Origin of the sequence: Streptomyces olivochromogenes, assembly GCF_001514115.1 — a bacterium.
Lineage (GTDB): Bacteria > Actinomycetota > Actinomycetes > Streptomycetales > Streptomycetaceae > Streptomyces > Streptomyces olivochromogenes.
Map to the genome: position 1 here is coordinate 33,669 of NZ_KQ948451.1, position 15,394 is coordinate 49,062.

General features: G+C 70.1%; 15 protein-coding genes and 1 pseudogene. 6 read left to right on the forward strand and 10 right to left on the reverse strand.

The features are described 5' to 3' along the window. Positions 1-232: 232 nt before the first annotated feature. Positions 233-543 (reverse strand): annotated as a pseudogene (locus tag AQJ27_RS54505) (IS5/IS1182 family transposase); the annotation flags it as partial. A gap of 45 nt (positions 544-588) precedes the next feature. Here AQJ27_RS54505 and AQJ27_RS00160 point away from each other — a divergent pair. Beyond that, the gene (locus AQJ27_RS00160; RefSeq protein WP_067359928.1) at positions 589-1,254 is read left to right on the forward strand and encodes a nitroreductase; all 666 of its coding nucleotides are present in this window, start codon (positions 589-591) and stop codon (positions 1,252-1,254) included. A gap of 136 nt (positions 1,255-1,390) precedes the next feature. Here AQJ27_RS00160 and AQJ27_RS00165 read toward each other — a convergent pair whose 3' ends face one another. The 3 genes from AQJ27_RS00165 to AQJ27_RS58310 all read right to left on the reverse strand — a co-directional run bounded on the left by AQJ27_RS00165 (position 1,391) and on the right by AQJ27_RS58310 (position 3,802). Then, entirely contained in the window at positions 1,391-1,990 is a 600-nt protein-coding gene (locus AQJ27_RS00165; RefSeq protein WP_067362501.1) for a cation efflux transmembrane domain-containing protein, read from the reverse strand. Between the two features lie 366 nt (positions 1,991-2,356). Next, positions 2,357-3,031: a hypothetical protein gene (locus AQJ27_RS00170; RefSeq protein WP_067359930.1), complete on the reverse strand. Its 675-nt coding sequence runs from the start codon at positions 3,029-3,031 to the stop codon at positions 2,357-2,359. Positions 3,032-3,079: 48 nt separating this feature from the next. Continuing rightward, a complete protein-coding gene (locus tag AQJ27_RS58310) occupies positions 3,080-3,802 on the reverse strand; it encodes a hypothetical protein (protein ID WP_235613432.1) in 723 nt (240 codons plus the stop codon). Positions 3,803-4,020: 218 nt separating this feature from the next. Here AQJ27_RS58310 and AQJ27_RS00180 point away from each other — a divergent pair, with 218 nt between their 5' ends. Together AQJ27_RS00180 and AQJ27_RS00185 are read left to right on the forward strand one after the other, a co-directional pair. Next, positions 4,021-4,974, forward strand: coding sequence for an alpha/beta hydrolase (locus AQJ27_RS00180; RefSeq protein ID WP_067359932.1), 954 nt, complete (start codon positions 4,021-4,023; stop codon positions 4,972-4,974). Further along, positions 4,971-5,825 carry an alpha/beta fold hydrolase gene (locus tag AQJ27_RS00185; RefSeq protein ID WP_067359935.1) on the forward strand — a complete coding sequence of 285 codons (855 nt, stop codon included), beginning with the start codon at positions 4,971-4,973 and terminating at the stop codon, positions 5,823-5,825. Before AQJ27_RS00180 ends, AQJ27_RS00185 begins: the two co-directional genes overlap by 4 nt. 99 nt (positions 5,826-5,924) lie before the next feature. Here the strand turns inward: AQJ27_RS00185 and AQJ27_RS00190 are convergent, their stop codons facing one another. After that, positions 5,925-6,683 (reverse strand): peptidoglycan-binding domain-containing protein, encoded by a 759-nt coding sequence (locus AQJ27_RS00190; RefSeq protein WP_067359937.1) that lies wholly within the window; start codon positions 6,681-6,683, stop codon positions 5,925-5,927. 219 nt (positions 6,684-6,902) lie between these two features. Here AQJ27_RS00190 and AQJ27_RS00195 point away from each other — a divergent pair, with 219 nt between their 5' ends. Beyond that, positions 6,903-9,320, forward strand: a complete 2,418-nt coding sequence (locus AQJ27_RS00195) for a SpoIIE family protein phosphatase (protein WP_067362513.1) — start codon at positions 6,903-6,905, stop codon at positions 9,318-9,320. Positions 9,321-9,346: 26 nt separating this feature from the next. Here AQJ27_RS00195 and AQJ27_RS00200 read toward each other — a convergent pair whose 3' ends face one another. The 3 genes from AQJ27_RS00200 to rpmF all read right to left on the reverse strand — a co-directional run bounded on the left by AQJ27_RS00200 (position 9,347) and on the right by rpmF (position 10,942). Next, complete coding sequence (locus tag AQJ27_RS00200; RefSeq protein ID WP_067359939.1) at positions 9,347-9,739, reverse strand: SCO5389 family protein; 393 nt, start codon at positions 9,737-9,739, stop codon at positions 9,347-9,349. 68 nt (positions 9,740-9,807) lie between these two features. Further along, positions 9,808-10,770, reverse strand: a complete 963-nt coding sequence (locus tag AQJ27_RS00205) for an ATP-binding protein (RefSeq protein WP_067359941.1) — start codon at positions 10,768-10,770, stop codon at positions 9,808-9,810. A 1-nt stretch (position 10,771) separates the two neighbouring features. Next, complete coding sequence (gene rpmF, locus AQJ27_RS00210) at positions 10,772-10,942, reverse strand: 50S ribosomal protein L32 (RefSeq protein ID WP_067359943.1); 171 nt, start codon at positions 10,940-10,942, stop codon at positions 10,772-10,774. Positions 10,943-11,150: 208 nt separating this feature from the next. Here rpmF and AQJ27_RS00215 point away from each other — a divergent pair, with 208 nt between their 5' ends. Then, positions 11,151-11,831, forward strand: a complete 681-nt coding sequence (locus AQJ27_RS00215) for a DUF6445 family protein (protein WP_067362516.1) — start codon at positions 11,151-11,153, stop codon at positions 11,829-11,831. 72 nt (positions 11,832-11,903) lie between these two features. Here AQJ27_RS00215 and AQJ27_RS00220 read toward each other — a convergent pair whose 3' ends face one another. After that, entirely contained in the window at positions 11,904-13,406 is a 1,503-nt protein-coding gene (locus AQJ27_RS00220) for an amino acid permease (RefSeq protein WP_067362519.1), read from the reverse strand. Positions 13,407-13,581: 175 nt separating this feature from the next. After that, complete coding sequence (locus tag AQJ27_RS00225; protein ID WP_067359945.1) at positions 13,582-14,382, reverse strand: SDR family NAD(P)-dependent oxidoreductase; 801 nt, start codon at positions 14,380-14,382, stop codon at positions 13,582-13,584. A gap of 200 nt (positions 14,383-14,582) precedes the next feature. Between AQJ27_RS00225 and AQJ27_RS00230 the strand changes: the two genes are divergently transcribed. Next, positions 14,583-15,386 carry an SDR family NAD(P)-dependent oxidoreductase gene (locus tag AQJ27_RS00230; protein WP_235613431.1) on the forward strand — a complete coding sequence of 268 codons (804 nt, stop codon included), beginning with the start codon at positions 14,583-14,585 and terminating at the stop codon, positions 15,384-15,386. The last annotated feature ends 8 nt before the right edge of the window (positions 15,387-15,394 follow it).

The following is a 15,394-nucleotide window of genomic DNA, read 5'->3' on the forward strand; positions in this document are numbered from 1 at the left end:
GGGGCAGGGGTCACCTTCAAGAAGACGTTCGGGTTTCAATCGCTGGCCGCGTGGTGCGCGAACACCACCGAGTCGTTGGCCAATGGTCCTGCGGCCGGGGAATGCCGGAGCGGACACGGTGGCCGACCACGTCGCCGTGCTCACCGACGCTCTCGCTCAGATCCCCGCCTCCTCGACCGCGAAGATCCTGGTGCGGGTGGACGGGGCAGGGGCCACGCACGGGCTGCTGGAACACCGCGAGCGGGGTGCCGTGTCCATCGGTGAACGAGTGGCGTTTCGAGCCGGCTCGGCCCCGGCCGACTGGAGACGGACCTGCCTGGCTCCCCCTTTTCGGGCCCTGACGTGGGCGGAATCAACTGTGCAGCGGGACCGGTCCAGGCGTGAGGCCGCGTTGAGTTCGGTGAGCAGGACCTCGTGCAGCCGCTGCCGGACTCCCGCCTCGTTCCAGTCCCACAGCTCATCCGACGTGATCCACGGCGACGTCTCCGCACCGGAGCGAACGTCCAACTCCCTTCCGGTCTGCTCGCCTGATGCGACGATCATCCTCGTGTCTTCGCTGGCCGCCATGGAGTGAGAGGACGAGAAGACGTGGATGTGTATGAAGCCGTGGACAGTCGCAGGGCTGTGCGGGCGTTCAGCGATGAGCCGATACCCAAAGAGGTGCTCGAACGAGTGCTGGCTGCAGCGACGCGGGCGCCATCGAGTGGGAATCTCCAGCCTTGGCACATCTATGTCGTGACCGGCGAACCCTTGGCCGAACTGAAGAGACGCGCGACGGCCAGGGCACTGGCAGGAGACCCGGGCGATGAGCGGGAGTATCCGATGTACCCGGCCGAACTGACCTCACCGTATCTGGACCGTTTCTCCGCCGCGGCTGCCCAGCGGTACAAAGCGCTGGGAATCAAGCGCGACGACCCCGACAGACCCAGGAAGATCGCCGCGGTGAACTCGGACGCGTTCGGGGCGCCGGTCGTGCTGTTCTGCTACCTCGACCGGACGATGGGGCCCGGGCAGTGGGGGGACGCGGGGATGTACTTGCAGACGGTCATGCTGTTGCTGAGGGCGGAAGGGTTGCACAGCTGTCCCCAGGTGATGTGGACGATGTATCGCGAGACCGTCAGCGAGGTGGTCGGAGCCGATGACGGGCTCGTGCTGTTCTGCGGTGTCGCGGTGGGGTTCGAGAAGGAAGGCGTGCCACGACTGCGTACCGGGCGGGCGGACATGACAGAAACAGTGAGCTACATCGGAGTATGACCGGTCAACTGCCTCTCTTCGGCAGCCTCGACCGGCTCATTGACCGGCTCATTGACCGGCTTGGTGGCCAGGTCGTACTTCACCTGGTATCCGCCATCGCGCCACCCGGCGAGGAATGCCTCGTGTGACTGTCTGTTCAGTGGCCGCCGGTGAAGATCTCGCGGACCTCGCGGACTGCGTAGTAGACCAGCACGTAGCCGGCCGCCGGGTCGGCCCACCACCAGCCGACGGCGGTGTTCAGGGCCAGGCCGAGCAGGACCGCCACGGCCAGCAGGCCATCGATCAGCGTGACGCGGCCCTCGGTCTTGAGCACCGGGTTGTCCAGGGCGGCGCCGGTACGGGCCTTACCCGCGGCGAGGGCGAACATCACGACGGCGGTGACCGCGGTCCACCCGATGCCCAGCGGCGAATGGCGCGGGTGGTGGCCGGCGACCAGCACCCAGGTGGACTGCACCAGCAGGTAGACCGCGAGCGCCGCGAATCCGACGCCGATCAGCCGCATCGCGCGATGCTGACGTGCTTCACCGGTGCCCGACAGCTCCCAGATCACTACCGTCGAGGCGCCGATCTCGATCAGGGAGTCCAGTCCGAACCCGGCCAGCGCCACCGACCGGGCGGAGACCGCCGCGACAGCGAGCACCACGATGCCGATGGCGTTCCAGGCCAGCGTGGCGTATTCCAGGACGAAGCCCTGGCGCAGCAGGGCATCACGGGAGATCTCTTCCGGAGCGGTCACGTCATGCATTGTCTCCAGTCGGCACTCGCCACCGGCACCCCCGACGCCCGAGAGCGGCGGTCAGCGTCCCACTCCAAGCACCCATGTGGTGGGCCGTACCCCGGCTCAGCGAGAAGCGACTGGCGGTCGACGCCCGTGACAGCCCGCAGTTGCGGCAGACAAGACGCCTGGGCGTGAACAGTGTCGCTCTCGCGACAGGGAGGCCATGCCGCGAGTACGCGGCTGAGCGACAGAGCATCGCATCCCCCTATCGCCCCGGACTCCCGACGACGAGCAGTTCGGTCATCGTGATGTGTCAGGCCGCGTCGGAAGTTCGTCCGCCGACCAGGGGCGAGGGCGTCTGCGGCCGCGACGGGGAGCGGGCCGTCACCCATGGCCCGAGCGCTGGAGCAGCCAGCGGTAGTGCTCAGGATCGTCCAGGATGATGTCCTTGGCCCGTTTCTGGGCGATCTGAAGGTCGTCCGGGTAGACGGACGGATCGAGAGACACCCACAGCGAGAGGTCCTGGCGGACCCCCGGGTCCTCACAGGACAGGAAGGCAGCCAGGACCGCATCGCGGTAGCAGTCACGGAGATCCGACAGGGCCTCCACCGCTGCCTTGCTCGCCGAGGTGGGTATACGTTCCTCCCACGACGCGTACTCCGCGTACTCGACAGGAGGGCGTGCGAAGTACCAGGCCATGGTCGCGCCGACCTTCTCTGCCTCGGAGCCGGTACGCACGTACCGAATGATCTCCTCCTGTACCCAGCGGTATCCGAGGGCGTTCACCAGCGGCCCGACGAGTCGGTTGATTCCGCTGCGGCACTGATCGTGCATGGCGGCATGCACGAAGAGGTCCGCATGCCGGCGGGTGAGGTCTGGATCCGCCTCAGCCGCTCGGCCGATCTCCCGGCGCTTCACCCCGCAACGACGACGCTGATGCTTCCCCACCATCCGCTCCGGCAGGACCCAGTCCGGACTGAACAGTGCCAACAGCTCATCAAGGAGCGGCTCGAACACCGCCCCCCGACCTGGCCTGTCCGGGATCATCTCCAGCGCCATTCCCACCCCTCCGTCACCTGGTTGCCGCTGATGCTCGGCACCGCGTCATCATCCGGGAGAGATCTCGGCGGTGGAGGCCAGACGTAGGCCGGCCAGGGTGAGGAAATCGGTGAGTTCGATGTGGCCACCGTCGGTCCCGTCGTCCCACTTCGTCCACAGCCTGGACTCCTCACCGTCCCACGTGTCGGTGTCCTCGCTCGGATGCTGCTCGACGGTCCCCTCCCCGTGCCGGTACCGCAGATACAGGTACTGGCCGCCGGTCGTCCACGCGTCCCACTGTGACGGGAAGCCTCCGCCGGTCTGCACCACCCGGGCGAGGATCACGTCCTCGCGCAAGTGGGCCTCGACAGGGCCCAGTTGCTGTTCGTGGGCGAGGACGAGCTCGTCATCGAGGGCGAGCAGGCGGATGCTCCCACCGGGGAACTGGAGCGTGAGTCCGGCCCCGAAGTCGACGCGCGCGTCCCGATAACTGATCTCTCGGACCGAGCGGACCGGCTCGCCGATGAACCGGGTCACCGACAGGCCGGGCGGATCCTCGACGACCACGATGCTGCCGTACTGCTCCATCGAGAACGGCTCGTGCGGTTGGTCGATCGTCAGCGACAGGCCATTGCCGGGTGTGTGGAAGTGGACCGGGCCGAGCCCTTCGAGATGAAGCCACAGGTGCAACAGCGACGGCTCGTCATCTGCGTAGTGGTGCCACGCCGTGGTCACCCGCAGCAGCCGTTTGCCGATCAGGTCGGCGGCGTACAGCTCCTCTTCGTCGGTCACCCGCTGATGCTCGCATGGCTCTCCATACCGCCCTCGCTTCGATCCCCCGCTTCCTCAAGCGCCACGGTGCGTTCCCGGCGGGGAGCCCCACGAGGTTTCGCGGCGATGTCACACCGGAGTCCCCATCAACCCTCATGGATGCGGACGCTCGGCAAAGACGCGGCAGGCGCGCGCGGGAGGCCCTGATGCGCGAGACGCCCTTACGACAGGAGGCCCTGATGAACGACGTGACCGGTCCGGTGTCCGGGGAGCGGGAGAAGGTCCGTTTCAGCAGTGGCGGCAGCGAGTGCGCCGCCTGGCACTATCCGGGGAGCGACGGCTCCTGTGTGATCATGGCGGGCGGGTTCGCCGTGACGAAGGAACCGGGCACCGACCTGTTCGCGCGGCGGTTCCACGACGCCGGGTTCGGCGTGCTGGCCTTCGACTATCGCGGATTCGGTGAGAGCGGCGGTCGGCCGCGCCAAGTCGCCTCGGTCAGCGGGCAGTTGGCGGACTGGCGAGCTGCTGTCGCGTTCGCCGCGACCCTGCCGGGAGTCGACCGGAACAGGCTGGCGCTCTGGGGGTTCTCCGCATCCGCCGGTCACCTCCTCCGGGTCGCGGCACGCACCCCGCACCTCGCCGCGGTGATCGCCCAGACGCCGAACGTCGGGGGGCCGGCCGCCGCACGCCTCGCGGCGCGCCACCAGAAGCCACTCGCCCTGCTGCGCCTGCTCGGCAGGGGGGTCCTCGACGCGGCCGGCGGCCTCCTCGGCCGTCCGCCCCTGCTGGTCCCACTCGGCGGCGAGCCCGGCACCGTCGCCGTCCTCACCACGCCGGACACGGCCGACGCCCCGCGCGCGCTCAATCCCGGCGACCGGTATCCGGACTGGCGGCAGGAGGTCGCGGCCCGCTCGGCGCTCGGCCTCGGGTTCTACCGTCCCGGCCGTGACGCCTCACGCGTACGGTGTCCACTGCTCGTCGTCGTATGCGAGCAGGACCAGTCCGCCTCGCCCACGGCGGCCGTGCACGCGACACGGCGGGCGCCCCGCGCGGAGCTCGTGTGGTTGCCCGGCGGGCACTACGCGCCGTTCCTGGACGCGCACGAACGGGCGGTCGACGCCGAGTTGTCGTTCCTGCGCCGACATGTGCTCGATTCCCCGGTGGCCTCCGTCGCCTCCGTGGAGCGCGGATGACGACGAGGGAGATCGAACTGTCGGCGGGGACGGTCGCGTACCGGGACACGGGTGGCGACGGTCCGGTGCTGGTGCTGCTGCATGGGCTGATGATGGACGCCTCGTTGTGGGACCGGACGATCACCGAGCTCGCCGCCGACCACCGGTGCGTGGCGCCGACCCTGCCGCTCGGGGCGCATCGGCACGGAATGCGGGCCGACGCCGACCTGTCGCTGCCCGGGGTGGCCCGGCTGGTCGCGGAGTTCCTCGACCGGCTCGATCTGCGCGACGTCGTCCTGGTCGGCAATGACACCGGTGGTGCGCTCGTCCAGCTCATGATGGGCGACGGTGCGGCGCGGGTGGCGGGGGTGGTGCTCGTGTCGTGCGACGCCTTCGACAACTTCCCGCCCGGGCTGACGGGCCGGACGCTCGTCCTCAGCGGCAGGCTCCCACCACGGCTGTTCGGGATGTTCATGCAACAGATGCGGCTGCGGCCACTGCGCCGCATGCCGGTCGCCTTCGGGTGGCTGACGCTCCGGGGAGACGCCGCCACCGCTCGGTGGATCAGGCCGGTCCTCGAACGGCCGGAGATCCGCCGCGACGCGGTACGCACCCTACGCGCGGCGGCGGCGGACACCGGTCTGCTGCTCGCCGCTGCCGAACGGCTGCCGCGCTTCGACCGCCCCGCCCTTGTCGTCTGGGCGCGCGGCGACCGCGTGATGCCGCCCGAGCACGGCCGGCGCCTCGCCGCGCTGCTCCCGCGGGGGCGGCTGGTCGAGATCGACGACAGCTACACACTCGTCCCGCTGGACCGGCCGACGGAACTCGCCCGTGCCATACGGGAGTTCACCCGGTCGTCCGCGGCCACCTGACAATCCTGGCGGTCCGGGAGATCCTGGCGCGTTCGGCAGCCATACAGCCGTAGAACCACAGAGCCATAGAGCCGTACGGGATCACGGCGTCGTACGGGGTCACAGCGCCGTACGGGATTCGAGGTCGGCGCGGGTGTCGTTGCCGTAGACACCCGTCTCGTCGCCCCGGATCCCGTACCAGAGCTGGAAGCGCGCGACCGCGGCCGTGAGCGTGGCGTCGTAGGTGCCGTTCGTGGAGCCGTGGTCGTAGACGTTCGGGATCCGGAGCAGCCGTTGCTGCAGGTCCTTGACCGCGGGGCCGCTGTCCCCCTCGCGGAGGGTGCCCGCACCGTCCGGGTCGGCGCTCGCGGACGGGGCCTGCGCAGCGGCCGTCGTGGGTGCGCCGGTCGGGGCTCGCCCGGCCTGTGCGCCGGCCTCCTGCTCACCGCCGGGCAGCAGGAGCGCGAGGGCGAAGCCTACGAGGGCCGCCCCGGTGACCCCGATGACGATCGCGGCGCGGCGGTGCCCCGTGCCCCACCCGGACGCCCGCCCTCCTGCGGGCCCGCGCCCGCGGTGGACGCGGGGGGCGGAGGAGGGTCCGCGAGGTCCCACCGGTCTCGCGCCCCGGGTGTAGTCCTCGCCCACCAGGACGGGTGGCAGTTCCTCGGTCGCGTCCTCGGCCGCCGGCGGCGTCACGGCGACCGTCGTGGCCGGTACGGCGATGACCTCGTAGTTCTCGTCCGCGTCGGGCCCGTGCTGTTCCTCCCGCACCTCCTTCAGGAGTTGCGCGAGTGCCTCCGTCCGGCGGCGCCGCTGAACATAGGTGGGTTCGATCGCCCGTCGCCCCCCGGGCTGCCCTGGTTCGGGCGGTGTCGGCACACTGCTCTCCTTCCGTGCGCGCGGTTTCACGCCATCCCCGTGGAGTGATACGCGGCCGACGGCCCCGGGGTTCAACCGCGCCCCAGGCCCCCGAGCCCACGTGGTCGTACAACGTGAAGAATGGGCAAATAGCGGGTAGGAGCACCTCGGGGAGCGGAGAGGGTCGCCGTGGCTGCGAGCGAGGAACAAGACGTGCCGGCCGCCCGCCGACGTTTCAACATGGCGGACGCCGCGGCGCTGCTGCTCGACGCCCGGATGACGGTGACCAGCTGGACCGCGGACGCCGAGCGGTTGCTGGGGTACGCGCCCTCCGAGGTCCTGGGCCGCCGCGCCGCCGACCTGCTGCTTCCGGAGGACTCGGCACGGATCCCCGACCTTGCGGCGCGGTGCCGCGACGGCAACGGCTGGGCGGGACTGCTGTCCGCGCTGCACCGGGACGGGCACGCGGTCCGAGTGATGGTCCGTGTCGTCCCGATACGGGAGAGCGCCGGGCCGACGCGCTGGGTGGTGCTGCTCGCCGATCTGGCCGGTGGCCCCGGCTGGGACATGAGCCGGTCGGTGCTGGAGCGGATGAACGCCCGCTCGCCGGTGGGCATCGCCATCGTGGACACGGACCTGCGTTATGTGTGGTCGAACGCCGCGCTGGAGCAGTTCGGCGGGGGCCCGCCGCACCGGCGGCTGGGGCACAGGCTCGCCGACATCCAGCCGGGCCTGGACGCCGAGGCGCTCGAGGGGCAGATGCGCCGGGTACTGGAGAGCGGTCGGCCGGTCATCGGGTACGAGCACGTGGGCCGCATACGGTCCGCGCCGCATCGCGAGTCCGCGCACTCCTTGTCCTTCATCCGGCTGGAGGACGACCACGGCCATCCGATCGGGGTGTACTACACCGTCGTCGACGTCACCGATCACTACCGTGCGCGACGGCGGCTGGCGCTGCTCGACCGGGCCGGCGAGCACATCGGGCGCAGTCTGGACATCCTGCACACCGCGCAGGAGCTGGCCGATGTCGCCGTACCGGGGCTGGCCGACTTCGTCACCGTGGACCTGCTGGAGTCCGTGCTCAGGGGAGCCGAGCCGGTGCCCGGCCGGCTGAGCGACACGGACGTGGTGTCGCTGCGCCGTGCCGGACAGCAGTCGGTCAGAGCAGGGGTCCCCGAAACCGCTGTCGAGGTGGGTGAGGCCGCGACCTACCAGACGACCTCTCCCCCGGTGCGCGCTCTGGCCGAGGGCCGGTCCTGGCGTGAGGCGCGGCTGGATCCGCAGGCCAGGAAGTGGAGCACGAGCGCCCGCGAAGGCCCGGCCGCCTCCTTCCTCGACCTCGGGCTGCACAGCGCGATGATCGTGCCCGTCCGGGCCCGTGGCGTCACGCTGGGGATCACCACGTTCTTCCGTCGCGAGCGCGAGGACCCCTTCGACGAGGACGATCTAGGCCTGGCGGAGGAGTTCGTCGGCAGGGCGGCCCTGTGCCTCGACAACGCCCGTCGTTACACCCGTGAGCGCGACGCGGCGCTCGTCCTCCAGCGCAATCTGCTCCCGCACCGCTTCCCCGAGCAGAACGCGGTGGAGGTCTCGGCCTGCTACCGGCCCGCGGACGAGCTGACGGGCCTCGCCGGGGACTGGTTCGACGTCATTCCGCTGTCCGGGGCCCGGGTGGCACTGGTCGTGGGCGAGGTGACCGGTCACGGCATCGACGGCGCCGCCGCCATGGGGCGGCTGCGCGCCGCCGTACAGACCCTCGCCGATCTGGACCTGTCGCCCGAGGAGGTGCTCGCGCACCTGGACGACCTGGTCAGCCGGGCCGCCCGGGAGGAGGGCAGCGGCGCGGACACCCTCACCAGCGGGATGCAGGCCGTCGGAGCCAGCTGTCTGTACGTGGTGTACGACCCGGTGAGCGGGCGGTGCGTGATGGCGGGCGCGGGGCATCCCGCACCCGCGGTGATCGCTCCCGACGGCACCGTCACGTTCGCGGACCTTCCCCGCGGTCCCGCGCTGGGTGTCGCCGGGCTGCCCTTCGAATCGGTGGAGTTCACTCTGGAGGAAGGCAGTGTGCTCGCCCTGCACACCGACGGGCTGATCGCCACGCCCCGCACGGGACGGGATCCGGACGCGGGCCGGGAGCGGTTGCGGGGCGCGTTGGCCTCGCACCGTCAGCCGTTGGACGGCATGTGCCGCACGATCGTGGACGATCTCGTGCCGTCGCGGCCGTACGACGACGTGGCGCTGCTGATGGCGCGTACCCGCCGGCTCGACGCCGAGCAGGTCGCGACCTGGGACCTGTCCACGGACCCGGCCATGGTCGCCGAGGCCAGGAAGGTGGCGACGGAGCAGCTGAGCGCGTGGGGCCTGGACGAGCTGGCCTTCACCACCGAGCTGGTCGTGAGCGAGCTCGTCACCAACGCGATCCGGTACGCCTCGGGGCCGGTCCGGCTGCGTCTGATCACCGAGCGGGCGCTGATCTGCGAGGTCTCCGACAGCGCCGCGACCGCTCCGCATCTGCGGCATCCGAAGACCACCGACGAGGGTGGCCGCGGGCTGTTCCTGATCTCCCAGTTCACCCGGCGCTGGGGCACCCGCTACACCGCCGAGGGGAAGGTCATCTGGGCCGAGCAGTCGCTGACCACCCAGCCCACGATGTGACGGAGACGGCCGCACGGCCGCGGGGTTCAGCAGTCGCGGAACTCGGGTGACTGGTTGAGGATCTGCGAACGCTGCGAGGTGAACCGGGAGTGGGTCGCGCCGCCCTGGTCCTCGGGGCGGAAGACGGCGACGCGGTGGCAGTTCATGAAGGCGAGGGTGACGCCGAAGTGCCGTTCCAGGCTGCCGCGGATCGCGTCGCTGGCGAGCGCCCGCAGCAGCTGGCCGCGTTCCTTCTCGGAGGGCGGCGGAGTGTGGTTGTCGGCGAACTCAGCTGTACCGTCGCGGAGTTGACGAGCCAGGTCGGCGATGAGGTCGTACGCGTACGGCAGGGACGTACGGACGGTGTCCACGAAGTCCGCTTCGCGGACCGGACCGCGTTCGGCTTCGGCGAGCAGCTTCGGAGAGACGTCGAGTGACATGAGAGTGGCAGTCCTGTCGCTAGGTGGTTCGGTGGTGCGCCGGTCGCACTCCGGCCGTGCGCGGGGGGTCAGTCGGCGGACGGCTCGAGGGCGGTGGGGCCGTGCCGGAAGTCGGGGTCGATCTGTGCGGACAGGTCGGTCCCGGTGGCCCGGTCGGCCCAGGCCGCGGCGTTGCGGAGGTGGAAGGCGACGGCGTGTTCCTGGAAGGCCGTCCAGTCCTTGGTACGGGCGTCCAGGGCCGTCCGCATGTGGCGCAGCGCGTGGATGTTGTGCGGTTCGAGGTCGCCGTGGGGGCGCCCCTGCTCCTGGGCGCGCACCCAGGAGGAGTGCCGGACGTACGTCAGGAGGTCGTCGCCGACGTGTTCCTTGAGGAAGAGCAGGTCGTCCTCGCCGGTGACCTTGTTGCCGATCACCGCGATCGGGATGCCGAACTCCCTGGCGTGGTCGCGGTACTGGCGGTAGACGGAGACGCCCTTGCGGGTGGGTTCGGCGACCAGGAAGGTCATGTCGAAGCGGGTGAAGAGTCCGGAGGCGAAGGCGTCGGCACCGGCGGTCATGTCGACGACGACGTACTCGCCGGGCCCGTCGACGAGATGGTTGAGGTACAGCTCCACCGCTCCGAGTTTGGAGTGGTAGCAGGCCACGCCGAGATCGCTCTCGTCGAACTCACCGGTGACCATCAGCGGTACGCCGCCGACCCGTTGGAGGTGCGGGGTGTGCACCGGGTCGTCGCCGAGCAGGCGCAGCAGGCGTGAGCCGCGGCCCGGCGGAGTGGTCTTGATCATGGCCTCGGGCGAGGTGATGCGCGGGTTGCTGCCGCGCAGGTGGGCCTTGATCTCGCCGAGCCGCGCACTGAGGGGCGGGGCGGCGAAGGTCTCGTGGTCACCGAGGCCGAGGGCGTGTGCCAGGTGCTGGTTGATGTCGCCGTCGATGGCGACGACGGGCGCGCCGGAGTGCGCCAGCCGGCGGGAGAAGAGGGCCGACAGTGTGGTCTTGCCGCTGCCGCCCTTTCCGACGAAGGCCGCGCGCATGTCAGCCCTCCGGGCGCAGCAGGCCGCGCTCGTACGCCTTGGCCAGTCGCTGCGGTACGAGGTGGGAGGCGCCGTCGACGGTGACCGGGACCAGTCGCGCCGTGGCGGCCTTCCACTGGGCGCGGCGGTGGCGGGTGTTGCTGCGGGACATCTTGCGTTTGGGCACGGCCATGTCGGTCTCCAAGGTAGGTGGACACGGCTCACGCTATCTGAAAATGGATCTCATTTCCAAGCTGGCGCGCGGGGCGCGTACCGGCTGCGCACGGAGCATGCGCGAGGCACAGAGGGCGCGCCGACAGCCTTGCGGCCAAGTGAAGTTGACAGATTGTTGACCAATTCCAAGGCGAGTGGTGACCGAGGCCGCCACTATGGTCGGCCGCATGTCCTCACACCCCCCACGGACTCCGGCCCTCCCTGTCCTCCCGTATCGGAAACCGACCCGTGACCGGGACTATTGGGTCTTCGACGATGTGCTGCCCGACGTGGACGCCGTCCGGGCGCGCTGTCTCGCCAAGGACGAGTGGGCCAAGGGCTACCCGTACACCTCGGAGAGCTGGCCGGGCCTGCGGACGATGCCGGGTCTCGATCCGGGCGAACTGGCCCGTGTGGAACGGCTGGTGAAGAAGGCCACCGGCGCGAAGGAGCTGTGGGTGCAGAGCACGCCCTCCGGGGGCACGCTCAACCACAACTGCGTCCAGGTGGTCGGCAAGGACGAGGGCCAACCGCGCCCGCACACCGACTCCCGCGCGCTGTGCCGGTACGCCGCCGTGCTCTATCTCAACCCGGTCGTACCCAAGAGCTGCGGAACGAGCTTCTACCGGCAGAGCCTGCCCGGCGGCCGGCTCGGCGGCAACGTGGTGGCGGCTCCGCACAACAACCTGGTCGACGCGCTGGGTACGCGGTTCGTGGCGCCGGACTCCTTCGTCGAGGACCTCGAGGTCCCGCACCGCTACAACCGACTGCTCCTCTACCACGCCAACCTGATGCACAGCGCCACCGCCTACTGGGGCAGCACGATGGAGGACAAGCGGATGACCGCGGTCTTCTTCTGGATGGCGTGAGCCCATGTGCCGACGCCGAGCGGCCCCGGACTGTGGAGTCCGGGGCCGCTCGGCTGTGCGGGGCGGTGATGCTCAGTTGCCCATGAGTTCGCGTTCGATGGAGGCCAGCTCGTCGGCGCTGCCCTGGACCTTGGGGCCGGTGAACCACTTGCGGGCCGACAGCAACCACCAGGCGCCGGCGAAGCCGAGGACGACGACGACCGCGATCGGCGCGTAGTTGAAGGACTTGGCAGTGACCGGGCTGACCTGCGGGAGCATGAAGAGGATGGTCACGCAGGCGACCCAGCCCACGGCGACGACCGCGACGGGCTTGCTCCAGCGGCCGAGGTTCCAGGGGCCGGCCGCGAAGTCGTCGCCCTGGCGCAGCCGCAGATAGATCGGGATGACGTAGGCGATGAAGAGTCCGATGACCGCGATCGAGGTGACGGCGGCGTACGCGGTGGGGTTGATCAGGTAGGGCAGGCCGAGGAGGAAGGCGCCGCCCGAGGCGAGCCACACCGCGTTGGACGGCGTGCGGGTGCGGTCACTGATCCGGTGCCAGAACGCCGACCCTGGCAGCGCGCCGTCCCGCGAGAAGGCGTAGATCATCCGGGAGTTGGCGGTCACCGAGGACATCCCGCAGAAGAACTGGGCGCCGATGACGATGAGGAGCAGCAGCTTGCCGCCGGTGTCGCCCAGGGCGTCGAGGAAGATCTGCACCGGGGGCACACCGGTGGAGCTGCCGAGCGCACCGTCGTAGCTCTGGATCGCGAAGGTGACGCCGATCAGCAGGATCCAGCCCGCCACCAGCGAGACGAGGATGGAGTTGACGATGCCGCGGGGTCCGGAGCGGGCCGCGTCGTGGGTCTCCTCGGTCATGTGGGCGGAGGCGTCGAAGCCGGTCAGGGTGTACTGGGCGAGCAGCAGGCCCAGCAGGGAGACGTACAGGCCGGATCCCCAGCCGGTGTTGTTGACGAAGTGGCCGAAGACGAAGCCCGCCGACTGGTGGTGGGAGGGGAAGACGACCAGCGCGAGGACGACGACCGCGACCCCGATGACCTGCCACCAGACGCTGATGTTGTTGAGCAGGGCGACGAGCTTGACGCCGCGCACGTTCAGGAGCGCGTGGACGAGCAGGGTGATGCCGAAGAGGAGCACGGTGTGGCCGGGGGTGGCGGTGAAGCCGAACTGGAGGTCCAGGAAGGCGTTGAGGAACTGGGCCAGACCGAAGTCGATGCCCGCGGTGACGGCGACCTGGCCGAGGAAGTTGAACCAGCCGGTGAACCAGGCCCAGGCCGGGCCTCTGCTCTTGGCGAGCTTGGCCGCCCAGTAGTAGAGGCCGCCCGCGGTCGGGTAGCTGGAGCACACCTCGGCCATGCCCAGGCCGACGGTGAGGGTGAGGACACCGACGATCGGCCAGCCCCACACCATGACGGCGGGGCCGCCGGTGTTCATGCCGAAGCCGTAGAGCGTCATACAGCCGGAGAGGATGCAGATGATCGTGAACGACACGGCGAAGTTCGAGAACGGCGACATGCTGCGCTCGAGTTCCTGCGCGTAGCCGAGCTCGTGCAGCCGGGCCTCGTCGTCGGTCATCGTGGGTGCCGCGCTGTCGTTCGGTCCGGGTGAGCCGGTCTTGTCCAGGGTGTTGTCCGAAGCCACGGGTGATCCCCTTTGTGTGCTGGGCCGGTTGGGAGGGTGTACGGCGCGGACGGCGCACCTCGCGCGCAGGGCGCGAGCGGCGCGGTGGCGGGTGGCGGGTGGGTGACGGCTACTGCGACGTCATGCCGCCGTCGACCGCGACGACGCTTCCGGTCATGAAGCTCGCCTCGTCGGAGGCGAGGAAGAGGGCCACGTTCGCAATCTCGCGGGGCTGCCCCGGACGCCCGATGGGCTGGAAGGAATCGATGGTGTCGTAGACGTGCTCAAGGCCGCCGAGGAGCTTGGCGTGCGCGTGGTTGATCGGCGTGTCGACCCATCCCGGGCAGATCACGTTGCAGCGGATGCCCTGCTTGACGTAGTCCAGTGCCACGCCCTTCGTGAGCATCACGCTGGCACCCTTGGAGGCAGAGTAAACAGTGAGGAAGGGCTCGCTGACCAGCCCGTTGACGCTGGAGATGTTCACGATCGAGCCGCCGCCCGCGGTGAGCATGTGTGGAATGACCGCGCGGCAGCCGTAGAGCTGGCCCTTGACGTTCACATCGAGGGTCTTGTCGATGATGTCGTCGGGGACCTCGTGCAGCAGCCCCGGCAGGTTGACGCCCGCGTTGTTGACCAGGACGTCCACGCGGCCCCAGCGGGCCACCGCGGCCTCGACCATCGCGTCGACCTCGGCGCTGGAGGACACGTCCACCGCGCGGCCCTCGGCCACTCCGCCGGCCGCGGTGATCTCCGCGGCCGTCTCCCGCGCGGTGTTCTCGGACAGGTCGGCGCACAGCACCTTGCCGCCCTCCTCCGCCAGCCGGTGGGCGATCGCCCGGCCGATGCCGGATCCGGCGCCGGTCACGACGCAGACTTTGTCCGCGACCCGGCCCGTGGGCGGCGCGGAGGGGGTGGTGGTCGGAGTTGCCATGGGCTCTCTTTCCGGTCGCGTGACGCGTTTTGACGCTTGGAACATTCGCCAACGACCCGTCCGGTCGAGCTGCGGGGAGCAGGCGATCACAGACCAGAGAGCGCTTCTGGTCTGTGTCTTCGCCGTGGAGGTGCCCTAATGTTGGGGCGTCCGGGCCCATAAGTCATTGGACGATCTCCCAACAATCGAGCGTTCGATCCGTGGGACCTTCCGAAGGCCCGCACGATCACCGGGGGCACGAATTGATCGATCTCGACGGCAAGGTGGCTGTGGTCACCGGCGCGGCCAGCGGTATCGGACGGGCCATCACGCGCGGGTTCGTGGCGGCCGGGGCGAAGGTGCTCGCCGCCGACATCGACGAGGCGGGGGTGTGGCGCACGGCCGAACTGTGCGACGACCCCACCGCGGTCGAGCCGCTGCGCGCCGACGTCTCCGACCCCGACGACGTCGCCGCGGCCGTCGAGACGGCCGAGCGGACCTGGGGCCGCGTCACCACGATGGTCAACAACGCGGCCGTCTCGATTCCCGGCAATGTGCTGGAGACCTCCGTCGAGGACTTCGACCGCATGCTCGCGGTCAACCTGCGCGGGGTGTTCCTCGGCTGCAAGTACGCGGTGCCCGCGCTGCTGCGCGCGGGCGGTGGCTCGATCATCAACATGGGCTCGGTCAACAGCCTCGTCGCGGAACCGGTGCTGGCCGGATACACCGCGAGCAAGGGCGGCGTCCTGATGCTGACCAAGGCGGTGGCCCGCGACTTCGCCACCTCCGGCGTGCGCTGCAACTGCATCTGCCCCGGCTGGGTCGACACGCCCATCAACCTCGCCCACGCCGAGCGGATGGGCGGGATCGAGTCGGTCCGGGACGCCCTGCCGTCCTGGCAGCCGATCGGGCGCGAGGGGCGCCCTGACGAGATCGCGGCGGTCGCGCTGTTCCTGGCCTCGGACCTGTCCTCGTTCATGACCGGGTCGGCCGTCGTCGCCGACGGCGGTATGACGGCGATCTGAGGACGGAC